Raw genomic sequence first — 20,235 nt, forward strand, 5'->3', positions numbered from 1 at the left:
TCCGTTCACGGAAATGATACATGGTTCGACGCAGGACGCAACCGGGGAAGGGGTTCCTTGACCCTTGAGCCGCGCGGCGACAGGTGTTAACAAGCCTCCGACACGGAGTACATATGAACAAGAAAGAACGCGCGGCTGAAATTTTCGACCGTCTCTCGAAACGGTACCCCTCCCCCAAACCGGCCCTCAGCTACAGCACTCCATGGGAGCTGCTCGTGGCCACGGCCCTGTCCGCACAGTGCACGGACGAGCGGGTGAACAAGGTCACCCCGGTCTTCTTCGAGCGTTGGCCCGAAATCTCGGACGCCGCCGAGGCCGACGTGACCGAAATCGAGGAAGTGGTTCGCTCCACCGGATTCTTCCGCAACAAGGCCAAGAACATCAAGGCCGCGGCACAACGCATCATGAGCGAATACGACGGCGAGGTGCCGAGAACCATGGCCGAGCTGACGACCCTTGGCGGCGTGGCCCGCAAGACGGCGAGCATCGTGCTCTCCAACGCCTTCGGCGTGAACGAGGGCATCGCGGTGGACACACACGTCAAACGGCTGGCCTTCCGCATGGGACTGACGGACAAGACCGATCCGATCCGGGTCGAGAAAGACCTCATGCCCCTCTTCCCGCGCGATCAATGGGGCGACGTCAACCATTCCCTGGTCTTCTTCGGCCGGGAAATCTGTCCTGCCCGTAAACCCAAATGCGATATCTGCGAACTGGCCGACATCTGTCCGAAAAAGGGAGTCGAATAATGACCAAGCCCGGCGATTTCACCATCCACGCGACCGACAACCTTGCCCGGCGCGCCACCCTGACGACCGCCCACGGCGACATCCAGACGCCCATATTCATGCCCGTCGGCACTCAGGGCACGGTCAAGAGCCTGACCCCGCTGGACCTGGAGGAGATGGAGGCCCAGATCATCCTGGGCAACACCTACCACCTCTACCTCAGACCCGGCGACGACCTGGTGGCCCGGCGCGGCGGACTGCACAAGTTCGCCAACTGGAAGCGTCCCATCCTCACCGACAGCGGCGGATTCCAGGTCTTCAGCCTGGAAGGCATCCGCAAATTGTCCGAGGAAGGCGTGGAGTTCCGTTCCTACATCGACGGTTCCAAGCACTTTTTCTCGCCGGAAAAGGCCATCGACATCCAGCGAAACCTCGGCTCGGACATCATGATGGTGCTCGACGAGTGCGTGGGCTACGGCAACGACCGGGCCTACACCGAGAAATCCCTGGAAATGACCACCAGGTGGGCCAAACGCTGCCGCGACCACTATCCCAGGGGAACCGGCGACCAAATCATGTTCGGCATCGTCCAGGGCGGCTTCCACAAGGACTTGCGGGACCGCAGCCTGGAACAGCTCCGGGAAATCGACTTCGAAGGGTTCGCCATCGGCGGCCTGTCCGTGGGCGAGTCCACCGAGGAGATGTACGACATTCTTCATCACATCGCGCCCAAGCTGCCTTCCGGCAAGCCCCGCTACCTCATGGGCGTCGGTACGCCGCTGGACATTCTGGAAGGCGTCTCGGCGGGCGTGGACATGTTCGACTGCGTCCTGCCGTCGCGCAACGCCCGCAACGGGACCCTGTTCACCTCGCAGGGCAAGGTCAACATCAAGCGGGCCGAATACGCCGAGGATGACTCGCCTCTGGACCCCAACTGCGGATGCTATACCTGCCGCAACTTCACCAAGGCGTATCTGCGCCACCTGTACATGGCCAAGGAGCTGCTCTCCTACCGGCTAAACACCTACCATAACCTGTATTTCTATCTGGATTTGATGAAACAGATCCGGAAAGCCATCGAAGAAGGCTCCTTCCGGGATCTCAAGGCGAAATACGAAGCGGCCTACGGCCAAAAATAGACACCGAAATCCGCCGCGCCTCGGTTACTTGTCCGATTCCACCTCGGGAGCGATGCTGAAGATCGCCCCGGGGTATTCTTCGGCGCACTGAAGCAAGGTCAGATTGGCCTCGCTTCCGGAAAGCACTTCAGCCAACCCGCCGAGGATGCGGTCCAGAAAACCGTACTTTTCGTCGAACTCTGCGAAGACACGCGGCTCGCCCTCCATGTTGACGGCCCGGATGATGTCGAGGACGCGAACCTCGCCGAGTTCGCGTGCCGGAGCGTAGACCTCGCTTCCAGGCAGGTCCGCGGGAACGGTGTACCCCGCTGTCTGCAGGACCCGAAAGAGGTCGGAGACCAACGAGGCGGGCGCCATGAGGCCGTCGGAGATTTCCTCCACGGAAGGCAGCGGACGGCCTTCGTGAAACCGCTTGGCCAGGACAACCATCATCAGCACAGCGATCTTCTGCCGCTCGTAGGGCGTGGCCGCGCCGAAATAGCGCTGCTTGACGAATGAGTTGATGTTTTGCCAGGCGTGGCTCACCTGCGCCCCGAGCAGAACTATGAGCCAACTCAAATATATCCAGACCAAGAGCAGCGGAAGCTGCGCGAAACTGCCGTAAATGGCGTTGTACTTGACCGCGCCGATCTGCCAATTGATGTAAAGCCACTGGGCCATCTGCCACAGCACGCCGCCCACCACACCGCCGATGACCGCCGCCCGTATGCGCACATGCGTATTGGGAATGAAGGCGTACATCATGGAAAAGGCCATGATGATAAGGAGGTAAGGCACCGCCTTGAGAAACATGGCCTCCAGGTAGCCGATGGCTCTGAGGCTCACCACATTGGAAATGAAATCCTGATTTTGCAGGCTGAAATTGAAGCTCGACGCGACAAACAGGAAAATGGGACCGAAAAGGATGATGGGAAAGAAATCCGTCACTCTGCGCCAGGCGGACCGACCCTTGCCCACGCTCCATATGACGTTGAATGCTTTTTCGATGGTTCCCACCAGGGAAAGAACGGTGAAAAGCAGCGTAACCACGCCGACCCATCCCAAGGCCTGGACATTGGTCCGATCAATGTATTCGATAATCTTGTCCGCCACCTCGGGCTGTCCCGTGGTCAGATGAAGGATGAGGTCGCGCATCTTGCCGGTGTTCTGGAACCCGAACCCCTTGGAAATGGAGAAGGCCACGGCCAAAAATGGAACGATGGACAAAATGGTGGTGAAAGTCAGGGCGGCCGCGCGGATGATGGTCTGATCCTTCACGAAGCTGAAGCCCACCAGATAAAGCAGACGGCAACCTCCCCGCAATGTACGAATCAAATAGGGAGTATCCGGAGTGTCGCGCACCCAGATATCTTCCAAAAGCTGTCTCTTCAGTTGTAATAACTGTCTCGCCGGATTCATAACCGCTCCGCGTGGATGATGAGAGTTCGTACCGTTGCCGCTTACACCGAATCAGCCTTCGCGGGCAAGTTGAGATCGCCCGATCAGAAAAGATCCCGCAGGAACTCGAAGGATTTCTTGGGCAGGCTCAAGATGTTGAGCACCGTATCGTTGAGGATTCTGCCCGTGGGGACTTCCACCTTCGGGTCCGTCAGTTTGCCCGTCAAACGCAGGGTGACGCTTGGCACGGCCACAAAATCGTTGCGAATGGACATCGCGATGGTATTGGCGGGCAGGCTGAAATTCCCCTCGCCGTAGGCCTGGAGCACGGGAGGCGCCTCAAGCCGGAACTTGTCGAGATGGAACACGCCTTCCTTGACCGTGGCTTCGGAATAACCCCGCCGAAAAGCCGTGCGTCCACTGGAGTGCACCGTCCGGCTCGAACCAATCTGGGGACTCCGGGATGCGGTAGGCTGACTGACGCCTCCGTTCCAGCCTGTAAACTTGAAAGAACCGTTGAGGATACTGAGCGAAGCCTTGCCCCTCAAATTGGCCAGGATTTCGTCGTCCGTTTTCCCAACGCTACGCAAATCCCCTTTGATGTTTGTCTCTCCGCGCATGTACTCCCGCTCGGCCATCTCGGCCATGAACGGTCCTGCCTGCATCCTTTCCACATCCAAGATCAGATGCAAATCAAGCGAATCCGACCCGACCTTTCCGTCCAAATTTCCCTTAAAATCGCCACCATGTAGCTTGGCTTGCAGCCGGGCCAAGGAAATGATGCCCGCGTTGGCACGAACAAATCCCTCTAGGAACTCCCCACGAATTCTGGCCAGAGTGAACTCCCGGAAAAAGAGCTTGCCGTTGAGCTTGAGAGCGCGAAGGAACTCAAGGGGCATCTCCACCGGCTCGGATTTGGGCACGACGCCCCTACGAATGTCCTCCAAGCTGGGAGCGGGACTCTTGGTCAGGTAGCGGTCGAGATCGAAAGAGCCTGCGGCCAGGGAAAAGGCGAACATGGGGTGGACATATCCCGTCCCGACCACATGTCCCTTGATCTCCATGCCGTCCAACTCTCCACGCAGGTCGCTCAAGGTGAACCCCTTCCCGTCCGCTGAAAATTCGGTGCGGACCGACGCTTTACGCAGAGCCTCGCCGTCCCGGGTCGAAAGACTTTTCCCAGTCAAAAGGTAAATTATGCGTTTGGGATCGGCCCCGTCAATGGAGAGGCTGCCCTCCGCTCTTCGCTCCTTGGCCGTTCCGGCCAACCGGGCACTGCCCTTGAGCGTGGTTTCCAAAGCTTGTAACACGCCGTTTTCCAGCCGGGCCGTCCCCTTCCCGGAATCAAAGGAGATGTTCCCGTCAAATCCCAGCCGCCGAGCTTCGTTGGGCAGCAAAGGGGTGGTCAGGTAGCCGTTGACGGACATTCCGGAACTTTTGGCATGAAGTTGATCGATATCCGCCGTGACAGGTCCCTTCGCCGTGACGTTCAGACTTCCCAGCGTCCCGGGGCTGCGTGTCTTCGCCGTGGCCGACACATCACCGCTCCAGATATTCGCGTCTTTCAAGGCTCTGGAGGTGATCTTCAAATCCAAATCGGCCTGGGTATAGGCGAAATCGAGCGGATCGCCCTCTTCCTTCTGGACAACCGCCTTGCCCTGACCAAGAAATAGTTTAGCCGTCACATCGAGATGCTGAAGCAAATTAATGGAGCGGGCCTCCGGCCGACATGTCATTTGGGGGACCATGGCCTCCAGATGAAGCTTTCCGGTTCCCCCGGCCTTGAAAGATTCGTGCTGCAGAAACGCAAACCCGTCCCCCTTCGATTCGGCATCCACCACGCAATCCAGGGAGAGGGTCGGAATCCCTTTGGCCTCCCGGCCGATGGCCACATTCAGCTTTCCGCCCAGCGAGGCGAAGCCGTCCCGGATCGCCCCGGCATCCACATTGAGACCCTTATCCGTGGCGGCCGCCTTCAGGCGAACGTCCGAAACGGTGATGTCCAAGACCTTGAAATCGTCAGCGCGTATGGCCCCGCTTCCCCGAAAGCCCCCGAAGAACGGCAGGCCGAAATCATCCCAAATGAACGGAGTGCCGGTCCTGAACAGGGGCAGATAACGATCCAGATCGATAGAGTTGCCGCGCAAAGCGAAATCGAAAACCGGCTTTTGCCACCCCTTGAAGCCGCACCGACCGCGCACGGTGATATCGTCCAGGGCCAGGACCAGGTTGTCGAAGCTCATCCCCTCTTCGGTGACGTGCACAAAAGTCGCGACCGCACCGCTGTTCAGGCCGTCCACATCCTTGAGCGGCAGTTCAGGAGCGTATCGGGCGATGAGTTCCCGTGGCACAAAGGGACGCACCGAGACATGTCCCTTGAAATCGATCCCTTCATTCAGATCGCCGCTGGTCACATTGCCCTCGGCGCGCAGGCCGAACAGACTGGCCTTTACATTGTCGAATGCGACAATTCGTTTGACAAGATCGAGATCAACGTCGGCGATGAATTCACCGGGCTCGGCATTTTTGGGAAGAAAATCACCGAACACCTTGGCCTGAACGCTGGTCCGTGAAAAGACCGGAGGCGAACCGTCGCTATTTGCCCGGACCATGCCCTTGAGTTCCAGGGCCGCCTTGATCCCCTGGTCGGCCCAGGAAAAATCACTATTCAAGAAAAATGGAACATCGACGCCAAACTTGACGGTCCCGGTGTTGATATCGATGCCGCTCAACCGATACTCGGTCTTTTCCTGCTCATCGCGAAACAGAATTTCGGCATCCGTGATCTTCACGCTATGCACGGCGAAGGTCCACTCGTCCGCCGCGTCCGCGCCGGAATCGTCCTGACCGTCGGACTCAGTAAGGGACTGCCAGTTGAAAACGCCATCGCTATTCCGGATGACATTCGCTTCCAGGCCGTCGATTTCCAGGGATTCCACCTTGATACGCCGGGAAAAAAGCGGAACGATCCGCACGCGGATACTGATATCGTCGAACCGGACCGCCGGATCGTCGCCAAAACCGGCAGCCTCGCCCACACTGACATCTTCCAGCGTGACGGCGAGCCGCGGCCAAAATGCGAGGTCGATATCGCCGCCGACCGTAACAGGCCGGTCGATAGCGTTCTCGACGGTGGTCTTGAGACGAGCGCGAAACTCGCCGGTATCAATGTAATAAGAGACCCACAGCAGGAGCCCGGTGCAAACCAGGACGAACGCCACCAGGCACTCGACCAGGATGCGCGGCAGCTTCCTAAGCATGATCTCCCCCGGCCCCGTTGCCGCCGGGCCCTTCGCAGACACTCACGCACAGGGCGCTCTCGCCGAAATTCAGGCCGGTCTTCCTGGCAATGCGGGGGCACTTGACCTTGAAGGCGCAAAAGACACCGGCCCAGACCCCGTTCAAAGCCTCGAAATTGCCTTGTCCCTTGCTCAGGATGACATCAGATTCGCGCATACGCTGAAGGAATTCAGGCGTGCAACGGCTCAGAACCGTGCCGGGAGTGTCCACGCCGGACTCAACCACGGGACAAAGCTCGGTCATGCCCACGGCCTTTGCATCGGCCATGGTGGCGTCGTTGAGCACGGGTTTGGAACGGACCGCGTAGGTAACATCGCAGCCGAGCCGGGAAAGTTCCCGGACCAGCAGGGTGTCCAGGACGATCTCGCCGGTATTGTCTCCCAAAATAAGCACGGAAACGCCCGGCCTCGCCTGCTCCGCGAACGCGGCAAGAGCATCGGGAGACACCGAACCGGCCACGTCGGCCAGTTCCTTTTCGAGGTCGAATTCAAGCTCGACGCCACGATCGATATAATTGCCGATGATGGACAGCTCCAGGGCCAGACTCAGAGAATCGCCGGTTGCGCGCGCAGCCTCCACGCGTTCTTCCAGAGACGGCAGCAGACCAAGAACGAATTCGTTGGCGGCTTTTTTATCTTCGACATAGAGATCACGGCAGCCCGACACTTCGCGAACCAGTTCGGCGAGCAGACGGGCAATAGCCGGCGGCGGCTCATCCATATTCAACCGGGGAAGGAGCGCCTCCCATCGGGTCAGGATTTCCTCGCGGAGATCCGGATCGTTCGGGCACGCGATTTGCGCCTCCCGGACCGCCATTCTCTTGAAACAGGGCATACATTCGAGGGCTGTATCCATGAAATAATCCGTATTTGAAAAGGGAAATGGAAGTTGTGGATATTATGGCCGACCATAACTCCACGACTTCAAAGACTAATCGCACAACGTCCCGGCATTGGCAAGGAGACGGCGAACTGAACGACAAAATGTCAGGAAGTTTCTGGAAAGGACCCCGGGGTCAATCCGACCACGGTGATGCCCGCCTTGTCGGCGAACTCGACTGCCGCTTCCCTGTCGAAGAAAAGACTTTTCCCGGCTTCGACGCCGAGACAGGTGGCCTTTCCTTCGGCCATGAGGCGGAGGGTGTCCAGACCGAGGCTCGGCAGGTCCACCTCCTTCTGCTGGCCGGGCTTGAAGACCTTGACGACCACGCACCCGGAGCCGCCATAGCGCGCCCCCCGGCGCAAGGTCTCGTCCGTGCCTTCAAGAGCCTCCACGGCGACCACGATGCCCTCGCGGACCACGACGCACTGTCCAACGTCCATACGCCCCAGCTCTTTGGCGATGCCCCAGCCGAACTTGAGATCGCTCCACTCGCGCTCGTCGGGCTCGCGGCGGGTCATGACGCCTTCGGGAGAAAGCAGATCCGGCATGTATTCGTGGGCGGGAACCACCGGCATTCCCTCTTTCTCGAATTCGCGGGCGATGATCCCGAGCAGCGCGGAGTCGCCCTTGTCCTTGCGTCCAAGGACAAGCTTGATGGCACGCATATCCAAATGGCGGATGTCCATGACCTTGGGCTTCTCGATGGTCCCGGCCATGATGACCTTGTCCACCTTCTCGGACTTGAGGAAGCCGATGAGCTGATTGAGTTTGCCGAGCTTGAGTTCCTTGAACACGTCGGCCAGAGGGACGACGTCCATGTTGGTGTGCCCGGTAAAACCGGCCACCACAAGCCGGTGGCCCTTGGCTTTGACGCCACGGGCCACCAGAACGGGAAACTGCTTGCCTCCGGCAATGAGGCCGATGGTGCTGACAGACTCGGTCATGCCGTTCGATTGCTGGTTAGTGGCCGTTTGCGGAGCGCTGCTTGTGATCGGGCACCACGCCGTTCTTGCTCTCGCGAATGAAGGCGATGAGGCGGTCAACGGACGGAATTCCCTGAATCTCCTCTTCTACCTGGGCCAGACTTTGCTCCTTGGTCAGACCGGAGCGGAAGATGATCTTGTAGGCTTTTTTCAAAGCCTTGCAGGTGGCGGAATCGAAACCGTTGCGCTTGAGACCGATGAGATTGGGGCCGAACAACATCCCGCGGACGCCGTGGGCCAACATGAACGGCGGCACATCGAGCTTGTAGCCGCTGGCTCCGCCAAGGAAGGAATATTCGCCGATGCGGATGAATTGCTGGACGGCGGACATGCCGGAGATGATGACGTTGCGCCCCACTTCCACGTGTCCGGCCAACTGCACGGCGTTGGCCAGGATGACATGGTCGCCGATCTTGCAGTCATGGGCAACGTGCGAATACGCCATGAACATGCAGCCGGAACCGATAACAGTTTCCTGCACGCCCTGCACGGTGCCGCGATGGATGGTCACGCACTCGCGAATGATGTTGTCGTCGCCGATGCGGGTAAAGGTCTTTTCCCCTTTGAATGCGGCGTGCTGAGGCTCTCCGCCGATAACGGCGTGGGGATGAACATGGTTGTTCCGGCCGAGTTCGGTGTTGGCCTGGATGACGCAATGGGCCTCCAGGAAGGTGCCGTCACCGATTTTGGTGTCGGCACCCACAACGACGTACGGGGCAATCCGAACGTCGGCTCCCAGTTCCGCCGAAGGATCAATGACGGCGGTGGGATGAATCAGATTGGACATTACATGTCCCCCTTGCTGGCGATGGCGGCGGAGAATTCGCCCTGGCAGGCCACCTGGCCCTCCACTTCGGCAACACCGCGCATCTTCCAAATGTTCAACTTTTGTTTCAGGAATTCGACCTTGAGGATGAGCTGATCGCCCGGAACAACAGGCCTGCGGAACTTGACCTTGTCCAGGCCGGTGAAGAGGAAAACCTTGTCGCCCAGGGGCTCGTCAAAGGAACTCATGACGAAGACCGCCCCGGTTTGGGCCAGAGCCTCCAACTGAAGCACGCCCGGCATGACGGGCAGGCCGGGGAAATGCCCCTGGAAGAATTCCTCGTTCATGGTCACGTTCTTCATGGCCTTGAGCCGTACTCCAGGCTCAATCTCCAAAACGCGATCGACCAACAGAAACGGATACCTGTGCGGCAGCATTTCCATGATCTTTCGTATGTCGAGAGGGAATTGGTTACTCATCGCTCACTCCCGATGCCGCCTTCAGGGCAGCCAATTCTTTTTCCAATTTCTTTACTCGCTTGTAAAACTCAGGAAGCTTGGGCAAGCAAACGCCCGCAGCCTTGAGAAACGTTTTGGCGGGCATGGCGGGACTGCCCGCGAGCCTGCTGCCGGGCTCCACATTGCCGAGGATGCCGCTCTGAGCGGCAACCATGGCCCCGTCACCGATCCTGACGTTATCCGGCACGCCGGTCTGGCCAGCCAGGACCACGCCGTTTCCGACCACGGTGGAACCGCCGATGCCGGTCTGCCCGATAATAAGGCAATGTTCGCCTATTTCAACATTATGGCCGATCTGGACAAGATTGTCGATTTTTGTCCCACGTCCAACGTGCGTGGTGTCCAATGCGGCGCGATCAATGGCGGAGTTGGAACCGATTTCCACGTCGTCTTCAACGCGAACCGTGCCGATCTGCGGAATCTTCATGTGTCCGAGCGGCGTCTGGGCGTAGCCGTAACCGTCGCCTCCAAGAACCGCGCCGGGCTGAAGAATAACGTTGTTGCCAAGAGACAAACCGCCCATGACAACGCTGTTCGGGTAGAGGATACACCGATCGCCGATAACGGTTTCTTCGCCGACATAGGCACCGGCGAAAATCACGGTTTCTTCGCCGATCTTCGCCCCCGCCCCCACAAAGGCGAAGGGATAGATCGTGGCCGAATCGGCCACCTCGGCATCAGGATGGACAAAGGCCAGCTCGTGCGTCCCGGTCAGGCACCCCTGGGGACGCGCGAAAACATTCACCACCCGCGCAAGATCCATGTACACATTTTCGCTGACGAGCGCGCACTGGGCCTTGTGGGCATAAGAGCCGGATGTGAGGACACATCCGGCATTGGTGGTTTCCAGCTGTTGCAGATACTTGGGATTGACCAGGAACGACAGATCGCCGGGTCCGGCCTTTTCCAGGGTGTTCACCCCGTCAATATCCCTATCCGCGCCGGTGTATTCGAGCCCGAGCTTCTCGGCCAGGGCGGACAGCTTGATGGACATTGCTTATTTTCCGGCCTTTTTGGCTTTGTCGAGTTCCTTGACAAGCGCGTCGGTGATGTCCAGGCCATCGGCGATGAAAGCCAAACCGGGGGTGTGCTTGTCGAAGGCGATGGAGTAGCCGTGAGTGGTGCAGTAATCCAGAACAATCTTCTCCAGCTTTGCGAGGACAGGCTTGCCCAACTCATTCTGCTCGGCCTGGATGGCCTTCTGGTAGACGGAGAAATCCTCATTCCAGTCGCGGCCGCGACGGCGAAGCTCGGTCACTTTGTCCTGCAGGGTCTTGCCCTCGAAGGCATTGCTGTCGATCTGCATTTTGAGCTTCTCCAGATCTTCCCGCTCCTTCTTAAGCTGAACGCCGCGGGCGTTGAACTTGGCGTTGAGCTTTTCGCTGACTTCTTTTCCGTAAGCGGACTTCATCATGACCACCTTGGTGTCGAAAACCGCGATCTTGGTCTCGGCAAAAGCCACGGACTGAAGCAGAAAGACGAAGCAAACGGCAAACAGACTGATTTTTTTCATTGTATGACTCCTTAAACTGATTGATAGCAATACGGGTTAAAACTGCTGCCCCATGATCAACTCGACAGTATGCTGCTTCGAGTCGTCCAGGTCGTCCAGGGCATATGCATAGATGAGACCCACGGGACCGATGGGGGAATACCAGTTGATGCCGACGCCGACGCTCTTGTAGAGGCCGAAGGAAGGTTTACCGACATCGCCGCGCTCAACGGACTCGAACCACTCTTCCCCTTCCTGCCAGGAGTTACCCGCATCGAAGAAGCCCAAGGCCACGATGCCGAGTTCCTTGCTGATGGGACGCTTGAGTTCGAGGTTCGTGTAAAACGCCTTGTTGCCGCCCACGGACGAGTTGGAAGTCGGCCCTTCCGTCGGCGAAATGCCGTAGTTGGAATAACCGCGGACAGTATATACACCGCCGATATCAAACCGCTGAGCGGTGGGAACTTCATCTCCTCCGAAGTTTTTGTGCAGGTAACCAGCCCAGAACTTGGAATGGAAAACGACTTGCTCGAACACGGGCTGCCACCACTCGTACTCGCCGATGTACTTGACGAAGTCATCAGTGCCGCCCAAGGGGCCGCCGCCAAAGTATATGGTCAAGGTCGTCTTGGTGCCGGAGGTGGTATCCCGAAAATTGTCCCGGGTATCACGCGAGACGGAGGCGCTCAAGACCGAGGCAAGGTGCTCGCCTTCGTCGTCCTTGACATCCTGGGAGGCGTCATCGTCGACATCCTTGATCTTATAGGATTCAAGACCGTAGTTCCAACGAAGTCTAGTATATTCGCCGATGGGATAGAAGAAGTTCAGGTCCCCGCCAGTGCCGTCCAGGGTGTATTGATTGTACTCGGTTGAACGATTGTAGGCCTGGAGACCAAAACCGAGGTCGGTATCGTTGATGCGCGGGTTGGTGAAATACAGGACGTATTTGGTGGTGGAACCGCCGATCTGCCCGTTGAAACCGACATCATACCCGCGGCCGAACAGGTTTTTTTCGGAGATTTCGCCGCCGAAAAAGACGCCGTCATAGGTCGAATACCCGAGACCGCCGCTGATCTTTCCGGTGGCCTTGTCCTTGACCTTGACCACCAAGTCCATTTCCTCGGGGTTGCCGGTGGGCACCGGGGCTATGTCTACCTTTTCGAAGAAATCAAGGTTGGTCAAACGCTGGCTCGAACGCTTCAATTTCTTGCCGCTGAACTGGTCTCCGTCGGCAAGACGCATCTCGCGCAGGATGACGTTGTCCCTGGTGACCGTATTGCCCTCGATAAGCACTCGTCGGATATGCACGCGCTGGTGCTTGCTGACGTTGTAGACGACATTGACGATCTTGGTCTCGGGATCGTCGTCGAGTTTCACACCGACGTCGGCATAGGCATAACCGTAATTGTTGTAATAATTGGTGAGGGCGGAAACGTCGTGCTTGAGGATGAGGCGGTCGAAGTACTCGTCATTTTCCTTGAGCTGATCGATCTCGGTTACCTGCAGAAGCTTGGCCGGATCGTCGATGAGGTCGCCGGTAAAGGAAGTCTCGCCCATCTTGTAGCGATCGCCCTCCCAGACCTTGTAGATGACGTCGATGCCGTCGTCCTTGATCTCCACCTCGGGCTGGCCAACTTTGGCGGCCAAAAAGCCCTTGGACTGATAGAAAGCCATGATGGCGGCGGCGTCACGTTCCAGGAGCTCCTCCTTGAGGACGCCGGAATCGTCAATCCAGGAAAGCCAGCCGCGTTCCTTCAATGCGAGAACATCCTTGATGTCATCCGGGTCGAGCTGTTTGGCACCGTCGATGACAACATTTTCAATGTAGAGCTGCGGCCCCTCGTCTATAACGAAAGTCAGACGGGCGACGCCGGAGCCCGCGTCTTCGATCTCCTGGGTGACATTGGCCTTGTAGTAGCCTTCCTTGCGGTACATCTCGCGAATGACGCGGATGTCGTCAGACAGGACCTTGGGGTTGGTGACGCTGCCCTTCTTGGTGGACACGGCCTCAAGAATGTCGTCAGCGTCGATCTCCTTGGCCCCGCGCACGCCGATAGCCTGGATACGCGGCTTTTCCTTGACGACGAAGATGACGTTCTTACCGTCCTCGGCATCCTCGACTTTCACTCGAACATCATCAAAATATCCGAGATCATATACATTTTTCAGAGCAGTATTGATAGCCTTACCGGTAATCATGTCGCCCTTCTGCATGGTCATGCGCATAAGGACCACGTCCTTGTCCAGGACCTTGGTGCCTTCAACGTCGACTTTCGCGACAATGTCGAGACGCAGGAGGTCCATACGCATCCGGTCTACCAGGGCGTCGACTGCGGGCAGAAGGTTGATAAGCCCTTTTTTTGTAACGGAAATTTTCTTGCCGGTATCGTCGGCGTAGGCGTCAACCAGGCGGCCATCAATGGCCAGGTCCTCACCTATCTGATTCAAGACACCATAAACGGAGAATTGGGCTCCGGACGCGAGGGCCAGTTCGCGGGCCTTTTGGGGATCAAACCGGGTGTATCCCTTTTCGGCGATCAAACGGGCGACTTCCTTGGGGTCGACGACCTTGAAGCCCGCCTCGACCAATCGATCCTTCAGGAGTTCGGGAAGACTCTCTCTGAGATAGCTTAAATCCTCCCCCGCGTTGACTTCGAAGGGCAGGACAGCGACAGAAACGTCCTGGTTGAGTTTTTCGGCGGCGAGTGCGACTCCGGAGGCATACAGGACGAGTGTGGCGACTACCCCCATCGCCAGTCCGCGAACAAAATTACTGAGCATAGAGTTCCCCTGAACGCAGTTCGACGCGCCGATGCATCATCGCTGCGAGTTCCGGATTATGTGTAACGACAACGAAGGTCATACCCAATTCATTATTTAGTGAGGTCAGCAAGCGGCCAATTCTGGCACCGTTCTCCTCTTCGAGATTGCCCGTCGGCTCGTCGGCAAGAAGAACCTTGGGACGAAGAAGGATGGCTCGTGCAATAGCAGCCCGCTGTCGTTCTCCGCCCGACAGAGTCGTTACCTTGTGTTCAAGCCTGTGAGCAAGCCCAACCATGTCGAGCGCCTCCTTTGCCATGCGCAACCCTTCGTTGCGCCCCTTCCCGGCGATGAAAGCGGGCATGGCGACATTCTCCAGCGTGGAAAATTCAGGCAGGAGATGATGAAACTGAAACACGAATCCGATTTCCTTGTTCCGCAGTTCCGCCCTTTCCCTGTCCCCCAGCGTGCCGAGGTCGACGCCATTCAAAAAAATCTTTCCGCCGGACACGGCATCCAACGTGCCGAGCATATGCAGCAGCGTGGTCTTGCCTGAGCCGGACGCCCCCAAAATAGCCAGAGATTCTCCCCTGCGTATTTCAAGATCGATTCCACGCAGAACGCGGACTACTTCGGACGGCCCATCGAACTCCTTACTAACGTCAATCAATTGGTATATCGCCTCCCTACTCATAACGCAAGGCCTCCGAAGGGCTCAGAGCCGCCGCCCGCCGGGCGGGATAAATAGTGGCCACAAAACAGAGCAGGAAGGCGGCTGCGCCGATGGTGAAAAGGTCGAGAGCTTCCAGTCGGACAGGCAGATAGTCCACGGGGTAGACGTTGCTCGGCAGCTTGATGAACTGATACTCCTTGAGAAGCAGGCTGAGTGGCACGCCGATGAGGAAACCGAAGAACGTTCCGGCAAAGCCGATGAACGTCCCCTGAAGCATGAAGATGTTGCGAATGCTCCGCATGTCGGCCCCAAGGGACATGAGTACGGCGATGTCCTTGGTCTTCTGGATGACCAGCATGACCAGCGTGGTGACAATACTGAACGATCCGACCAGGACGATCATGGCCAGGATGATGAACATGGCCGTTTTCTCAAGCTCCAACGCGGCGAAAAGATTGGCGTTCATATCCTGCCAGTTGCGCACATAGACCGTAAAGGACGAGACCCGTTCGCGCAGGTCGCTGGAAATCTTCTTCACGTTGTAGACATCGTCCACGCTGATTTCCAGCCCCGAGACCACATCGCCCTTGAAGCCAAGCAATTGACGGGCGGCGGGAATGCTTACATATCCCATGGAGGAATCGTATTCGAACATGCCGGTGCGGAAAACGCCGGCCACGACGAAACGGCGCACCTTGGGCGTAAACCCGGCCGAACTGCTCCTGCCAGACGGCGAAAGCAGATTGACCAGAGAGCCCTCGGTGAGCCCGAGTCGTTTCGCCAGCTCGGAACCGATGATGATTCCGGGAAAGTCCCCGTTGTCGTTGAGCCGGTTTACATCCCCGCTGACCATATCCTTGGACAAGGACAGGACGGACCCCGAAGTGGACGGATCGATGCCGCGAAGAACCACGCCCTTGACCCCTGTGCGGGTGGAAAGCATGACCTCAGAATAGACGAAGGGCGTCACTCCAGTGACGCCCGGAACCTTTTTCGCTTCGTCCGCCAGTTCCTGATATTCGCCTATGCCGCCACGCAACGACGTAATCAGGATGTGCGCGTTGACCCCGAGAATCTTGTCGCGAAGGTCAGTCGAGAACCCGTTCATCACCCCAATGACCACGATCAGCGCGCCAACGCCTATGGCCACCCCGCACACAGCAAACAGCGATATGACGGAAATGAACGACTGCTTGCGCAGTGCGAACAGGTATCTCAGTGCGACGAATGTCTCAAAGCGCATACAGCTCTACCCCGCCTCCGGCCTGAGGAGCGGGAAGAGAATGACCTCGCGGATGGAGGCGCTGTCCGTGAGCAGCATGACCAGCCGATCGATGCCGATGCCCTGACCGGCCGCCGGAGGCATACCGTATTCAAGAGCGCGGACGTAATCTTCATCCATGAAATGGGCCTCTTCGTCTCCGGCCTCCTTCTCCTGGACCTGGATCTCGAAACGACCGCGCTGGTCGACGGGATCGTTGAGTTCGGAAAAGGCATTGGCCAGCTCGCGGCCGGTCATGAACAACTCGAAACGATCCGTGATCTCGGGGTTTTTCTCGTTTCTGCGAGACAACGGCGAAATATCCGTCGGATAATGATAGATGAAGTGAGGCTGAACCAGCTTGGGCTCGACCAAAAGGTCGAAAAGCTTGGCTTGTAGTTTGCCCAGCTTCTCGCCGGTGATGACCTTTTCGCCCTTCTCCTTCACCAACGCCGCACACTTCTCGTAGTCCGTGTAGACCTCGGGAGACACCCCACCGATCTTCTCCAGAGATTCGTGGAAGGGCATCCGGGTCCAGGCCCCCACGGACAGGTCGATCATCTCGCCCTGATACGGGACCACGGAGGAGCCTGTGACCTTCTCGGCTATGCGAGAGAAAATCTCTTCGGTCAAATCCATGAGGTCTTCGAAGGTTGCGTACGCCCAGTAGAATTCGAGCATGGTAAACTCGGGATTGTGCTGGGTGGAAATGCCTTCGTTGCGGAAGTTGCGGTTGATCTCGTAGACGCGCTCGAACCCGCCCACCAGAAGCCGCTTGAGGTAAAGCTCCGGCGCGATGCGCATGTAGAGCTTCATGTCCAGGGCGTTATGGTAGGTCTCAAAGGGCTTGGCAGTGGCACCACCGGGGATGGCCTGCATCATGGGGGTTTCCACTTCCATGAAACCCTTCTCGTCCAGAATGTCCCTCAACTCGCGGATAATTGCCGTGCGGGCCTGAAAAATCTCCTTGGTCCGGGGCGTGACGATGAGGTCAACGTAGCGCTGGCGGTACCGGGTCTCCACATCCTTCAACCCGTGGTATTTCTCGGGCAGGGGACGCATGGACTTGGTCACCAACTGAAAATGTTCCGTCCGGATGGTCAACTCGCCCGTCTTGGTCCTGAACAGGGAGCCGGTCACGCCGACGATGTCGCCTATGTCAGTTTTTTTGAAGAATTGGTATCCTTCGGGACCGAGCTCGTCGCGGGCCGCGTAGACCTGAATGCTGCCGCTGCGGTCCTGCATATGAAAGAAGGTGACCTTACCGAAAGAACGGTAGGAAACCACGCGTCCGGCAATAGTGAACTGTTCGTCCAGGCCGTCCAAGGCTTCGCCGTCCGTCTCCCCGTACCGATCCCAGATGGATTTGATTTCCGTATCTCTGCGGAAATTGTTGGGGTACAGATCGATGCCGCTGTCCAACAGCAGGCACGCCTTCTCGACACGCGTCTTGATAACGGAGTTGAGTTCGTCCTTGGCCTGGAGGGCCTCAAGCATGTGCGTGAACCGAGCCGCATTGGGCGACTTGGTTGCCAGCTTAATTTTCTTTGTATTCTTAGTATCTTGTCCCAAAATTTTTTTCCTTATCTCCCGCCAAGTCTAGAAAAATACGAGAGACGTTGATTCCGTAAGCCATATAATGAATGGCGTCAAGAAAATGGACTCCTTAGCCTCCGGCAAAACCTTATTTGCATTTTCTAAAAAAAATCCACTTTTTTACTTGACCCCCCGGAACGATTTGTTTAAACCCTCTCTCGCTTCGACGGAAAAACGTTCCCCAGTAGCTCAATCGGCAGAGCGGGTGACTGTTAATCACTAGGTTCGCGGTTCAAGTCCGTGCTGGGGAGCCAAAGAGAACAAGGCCCTTACGAGAAATCGTAAGGGCTTTTTCTTTTTCTCCATTGGGGTACACACCCGCAACGTCCCGTAAACGCCGAACATCCTCCATTCTCCGCCTTGTTTCCAGTCCTGTTCCTCCCTGTCCACGCAAAGGATGTCCACAAACGGCTTTACTCGAAACCGACGGCCCTTGCGGAAATCCGCAAGGGCCTTTTCTCATCAACGCCTGACCAGGCTCCCGGCCGCACCTTCGGCACAGCCCAACCCTTTATAGTATCTATCTTGTCAGCGAATTATAATCACATTGCCTATATTTTTCTGCTAACTACCCATAACGCATCAAACAACCACGCACACGCCCATGGGTTTCGGGTGTTGCCGCAGGAGGGAAGGATGAGTCTGAGATTGAAGCTCTATTCGGCCATCGGGATTCTCCTGGCCGTGGGCCTTGGCATGTTTGTCGCAACTATCGTCATAACCTCGGCTCAGGAGCACGACGGGCTGGTCATCAATCTGGCTGGACGCCAGCGGATGCTCAGTCAGAAGATGGCCAAGGAAGCCCTGCTCTACCTGGAAGAGAGACGGGCCGGCGGCGACGGCGACGCGCTGCGAGGCCAGGTGGTGACAACCTCCCGCCTGTTCAGGGACACCCTGACCGCCCTGACCGACTCCGGGCCTGCCCCGGTGACCGCCAATCCCGACGGGCCGAAGCGGGACCTGCCCGCTCCGTCCGCATCCGTGAAGGCGCAACTGCTCAAGGTCAGACAGCTTTGGGGACCTTATGACGCGGCCCTCGGCGACATCCTCGAAAGGCAAATCCTGGACAGCGACTTCAACAAGAAAAGCCTGGCGGTCCTGGTCAACATGAACGAAGCCGTGACCATGATGCAGGCGGAATCCGAAAGCCGGGTGGACGTCCTCCTCGCCACCCAGATAGCGGGTATCGCCATCATGATTCTGACCACTCTGGTCAGTTTCCTGACCATCCAGCGCAAACTGGTCAGGCCCCTGCACACCTTCGGCTCGACCATGGACACCATCTGCCGGGGCGACCTCACCCAAGCCTACGACAACCGGCAAAAAGATGAAATCGGCATGGTCGCGCGCACCCTGAGCACGATGGAGGAAAAACTCAAGAGCGTGGTCAGCCGTGCCAAGGCGTCGACGGTGAATATGGCCGACCGTAGCGCGGACCTGAACGACATGGCGGCCGACCTGGCCCGAAGCGCCACCAGCCAGGCCGCTTCCGTGGGAGAAATCGCATCCCTCATGGAGGGAATGCGCTCGACCATCTCGACCACGGCGGGCAATTCGAGGGAAACACACCAACTGGCCGTAAAGGCGGCGGAAGACGCCCGAAAGAGCGGCGAATCCGTGGGCACGGCCCTGGAGGCCATCACCACCATCGCGGGAAAAATCACGATCATCGAGGAAATCGCGAGACAGACCAACCTCCTGGCCCTGAACGCGGCCATCGAGGCGGCGCGGGCGGGCGAGCACGGCAAGGGATTCGCCGTGGTCGCATCCGAGGTCCGCAAGCTCGCCGAACGAAGCGGCCAGGCGGCCAAGGAAATCAGCGAATTGTCGGCCAACACGCTGGGCATATCAAATGAGGCCGGGGAACTGCTACAGCTTCTGGTTCCCGACATTGAAAAGACCGCATCCATGATCGAGGAGATCAACGCCTCCAGCGCCGAACAGCAACGGGACGCCGAGATGGTTGGCCGGTCTGTCCGAGACCTGGACCAGGGCATCGGGGAAACCGCCCACATGGCCCGTAACCTTTCGGCGACCACCGAGGAACTGTCCGGCGAGGCGGACGCCCTTCGCGGCGAACTGCACTTTTTCAAGACCGGCAAAAGTGAACAAGCTCCGCCGCCCCGAAAGGCGAAACCGCAGTCGGAATATCCGCTCCCGTCGGGCCCGGCCCAAAATCCAGCCGCGCCCACAACTCCCAAGCGGACTGCGCATTTCCGCAAAGAGCGCCTCTCAACCGAGGGAAACAAGCCGCTCATCGTCTGGGACGACAGCATCGCCACGGGCATCGACCTCATCGACGACCAACACAAGGAGCTGGTCAAACTCATCAACCGACTGAACAGCGCCATGCTCCAGGGCAAGGGCAAGGCCGTGATCGGCGAGACACTGGAGGAACTGCGGCGCTACACCACATTCCATTTCAATCAGGAAGAAACTCTTTTCGAAAAATACGGCTACTCCGAAACGGATGAACACAAGTCCGTCCACCGCGAACTTCTCGGCCAAGTCTCGGAATTCATCGACAAGTTTGAATCGGGACAGACAGCCATGAGCCGCGACCTGTTCTATTTCCTCAAAGACTGGCTGGTGAACCACATACAGGGCGTGGACAAGCGGTATGTTCCCCACATCAGGGAAGCCCTGAAAAATGACAGTTGACCCATCCTCCTCCTAGGGCTTCGGGCCGCCTCGCGCGGTCCGGAGCCCCAAACCTCCCCTCCGTCCCGGCCGAAACATGTTTACAATGCGCCCCCGGCA

The 20,235-nt window shown here is 57.9% G+C and carries 15 protein-coding genes and 1 tRNA gene; 4 read left to right on the top strand and 12 right to left on the bottom strand.

Features of this window, described 5'->3' with window-relative positions:
- Positions 1-113: 113 nt before the first annotated feature.
- Complete coding sequence (nth, locus tag LF599_RS10195; RefSeq protein WP_279520664.1) at positions 114-749, top strand: endonuclease III; 636 nt, start codon at positions 114-116, stop codon at positions 747-749.
- Complete coding sequence (gene tgt, locus LF599_RS10200) at positions 749-1,867, top strand: tRNA guanosine(34) transglycosylase Tgt (RefSeq protein WP_279520665.1); 1,119 nt, start codon at positions 749-751, stop codon at positions 1,865-1,867. Before nth ends, tgt begins: the two co-directional genes overlap by 1 nt.
- Positions 1,868-1,891: 24 nt before the next feature.
- On the opposite strand, the gene LF599_RS10205 is transcribed toward tgt, so the two are convergent.
- The 12 genes from LF599_RS10205 to lysS all read right to left on the bottom strand — a co-directional run bounded on the left by LF599_RS10205 (position 1,892) and on the right by lysS (position 17,376).
- Positions 1,892-3,223: a YhjD/YihY/BrkB family envelope integrity protein gene (locus tag LF599_RS10205; RefSeq protein ID WP_279520666.1), complete on the bottom strand. Its 1,332-nt coding sequence runs from the start codon at positions 3,221-3,223 to the stop codon at positions 1,892-1,894.
- 125 nt (positions 3,224-3,348) lie between these two features.
- Entirely contained in the window at positions 3,349-6,504 is a 3,156-nt protein-coding gene (locus tag LF599_RS10210) for an AsmA family protein (protein WP_279520667.1), read from the bottom strand.
- Positions 6,497-7,399 (bottom strand): damage-control phosphatase ARMT1 family protein, encoded by a 903-nt coding sequence (locus tag LF599_RS10215; protein ID WP_279520668.1) that lies wholly within the window; start codon positions 7,397-7,399, stop codon positions 6,497-6,499. The genes LF599_RS10210 and LF599_RS10215 overlap by 8 nt, the downstream gene beginning before the upstream one ends.
- A gap of 131 nt (positions 7,400-7,530) precedes the next feature.
- Positions 7,531-8,370: an LpxI family protein gene (locus tag LF599_RS10220; RefSeq protein WP_279520669.1), complete on the bottom strand. Its 840-nt coding sequence runs from the start codon at positions 8,368-8,370 to the stop codon at positions 7,531-7,533.
- A gap of 16 nt (positions 8,371-8,386) precedes the next feature.
- On the bottom strand, positions 8,387-9,196 hold the full coding sequence (gene lpxA / locus LF599_RS10225; protein WP_279520670.1) for an acyl-ACP--UDP-N-acetylglucosamine O-acyltransferase: 810 nt from the start codon (positions 9,194-9,196) through the stop codon (positions 8,387-8,389).
- Positions 9,196-9,654 carry a 3-hydroxyacyl-ACP dehydratase FabZ gene (gene fabZ / locus LF599_RS10230; protein WP_279520671.1) on the bottom strand — a complete coding sequence of 153 codons (459 nt, stop codon included), beginning with the start codon at positions 9,652-9,654 and terminating at the stop codon, positions 9,196-9,198. The genes lpxA and fabZ overlap by 1 nt, the downstream gene beginning before the upstream one ends.
- Positions 9,647-10,687 carry a UDP-3-O-(3-hydroxymyristoyl)glucosamine N-acyltransferase gene (gene lpxD, locus LF599_RS10235; protein ID WP_269942537.1) on the bottom strand — a complete coding sequence of 347 codons (1,041 nt, stop codon included), beginning with the start codon at positions 10,685-10,687 and terminating at the stop codon, positions 9,647-9,649. The genes fabZ and lpxD overlap by 8 nt, the downstream gene beginning before the upstream one ends.
- Positions 10,688-10,690: 3 nt before the next feature.
- Positions 10,691-11,206, bottom strand: coding sequence for an OmpH family outer membrane protein (locus LF599_RS10240; protein WP_279520672.1), 516 nt, complete (start codon positions 11,204-11,206; stop codon positions 10,691-10,693).
- 36 nt (positions 11,207-11,242) lie between these two features.
- Positions 11,243-13,966, bottom strand: coding sequence for an outer membrane protein assembly factor BamA (gene bamA, locus LF599_RS10245; protein WP_279520673.1), 2,724 nt, complete (start codon positions 13,964-13,966; stop codon positions 11,243-11,245).
- On the bottom strand, positions 13,956-14,639 hold the full coding sequence (locus LF599_RS10250; RefSeq protein WP_279520674.1) for an ABC transporter ATP-binding protein: 684 nt from the start codon (positions 14,637-14,639) through the stop codon (positions 13,956-13,958). Before LF599_RS10250 ends, bamA begins: the two co-directional genes overlap by 11 nt.
- The gene (locus LF599_RS10255) at positions 14,632-15,861 is read right to left on the bottom strand and encodes a lipoprotein-releasing ABC transporter permease subunit (protein ID WP_279520675.1); all 1,230 of its coding nucleotides are present in this window, start codon (positions 15,859-15,861) and stop codon (positions 14,632-14,634) included. Before LF599_RS10255 ends, LF599_RS10250 begins: the two co-directional genes overlap by 8 nt.
- 6 nt (positions 15,862-15,867) lie before the next feature.
- Positions 15,868-17,376: a lysine--tRNA ligase gene (lysS, locus tag LF599_RS10260; protein WP_279523095.1), complete on the bottom strand. Its 1,509-nt coding sequence runs from the start codon at positions 17,374-17,376 to the stop codon at positions 15,868-15,870.
- A 277-nt stretch (positions 17,377-17,653) separates the two neighbouring features.
- Between lysS and LF599_RS10265 the strand changes: the two genes are divergently transcribed.
- Positions 17,654-17,729 (top strand) — tRNA-Asn (locus LF599_RS10265).
- A 382-nt stretch (positions 17,730-18,111) separates the two neighbouring features.
- Complete coding sequence (locus LF599_RS10270; RefSeq protein ID WP_279520676.1) at positions 18,112-20,136, top strand: bacteriohemerythrin; 2,025 nt, start codon at positions 18,112-18,114, stop codon at positions 20,134-20,136.
- The last annotated feature ends 99 nt before the right edge of the window (positions 20,137-20,235 follow it).

The organism is Pseudodesulfovibrio thermohalotolerans (genome assembly GCF_021353295.2).
Lineage (GTDB): Bacteria > Desulfobacterota > Desulfovibrionia > Desulfovibrionales > Desulfovibrionaceae > Pseudodesulfovibrio > Pseudodesulfovibrio thermohalotolerans.

What these genes read in the sequence shown, in the direction of transcription:
- nth (WP_279520664.1), top strand. Translation starts at nt 114, where the DNA reads ATGAACAAGAAAGAACGCGCGGCTGAAATTTTCGACCGTCTCTCGAAA.
- tgt (WP_279520665.1), top strand. Translation starts at nt 749, where the DNA reads ATGACCAAGCCCGGCGATTTCACCATCCACGCGACCGACAACCTTGCC.
- LF599_RS10210 (WP_279520667.1), bottom strand. Translation starts at nt 6,504, where the DNA reads ATGCTTAGGAAGCTGCCGCGCATCCTGGTCGAGTGCCTGGTGGCGTTC.
- LF599_RS10215 (WP_279520668.1), bottom strand. Translation starts at nt 7,399, where the DNA reads ATGGATACAGCCCTCGAATGTATGCCCTGTTTCAAGAGAATGGCGGTC.
- LF599_RS10220 (WP_279520669.1), bottom strand. Translation starts at nt 8,370, where the DNA reads ATGACCGAGTCTGTCAGCACCATCGGCCTCATTGCCGGAGGCAAGCAG.
- lpxA (WP_279520670.1), bottom strand. Translation starts at nt 9,196, where the DNA reads ATGTCCAATCTGATTCATCCCACCGCCGTCATTGATCCTTCGGCGGAA.
- fabZ (WP_279520671.1), bottom strand. Translation starts at nt 9,654, where the DNA reads ATGAGTAACCAATTCCCTCTCGACATACGAAAGATCATGGAAATGCTG.
- lpxD (WP_269942537.1), bottom strand. Translation starts at nt 10,687, where the DNA reads ATGTCCATCAAGCTGTCCGCCCTGGCCGAGAAGCTCGGGCTCGAATAC.
- LF599_RS10240 (WP_279520672.1), bottom strand. Translation starts at nt 11,206, where the DNA reads ATGAAAAAAATCAGTCTGTTTGCCGTTTGCTTCGTCTTTCTGCTTCAG.
- bamA (WP_279520673.1), bottom strand. Translation starts at nt 13,966, where the DNA reads ATGCTCAGTAATTTTGTTCGCGGACTGGCGATGGGGGTAGTCGCCACA.
- LF599_RS10250 (WP_279520674.1), bottom strand. Translation starts at nt 14,639, where the DNA reads ATGAGTAGGGAGGCGATATACCAATTGATTGACGTTAGTAAGGAGTTC.
- LF599_RS10255 (WP_279520675.1), bottom strand. Translation starts at nt 15,861, where the DNA reads ATGCGCTTTGAGACATTCGTCGCACTGAGATACCTGTTCGCACTGCGC.
- lysS (WP_279523095.1), bottom strand. Translation starts at nt 17,376, where the DNA reads ATGCTTGAGGCCCTCCAGGCCAAGGACGAACTCAACTCCGTTATCAAG.
- LF599_RS10270 (WP_279520676.1), top strand. Translation starts at nt 18,112, where the DNA reads ATGAGTCTGAGATTGAAGCTCTATTCGGCCATCGGGATTCTCCTGGCC.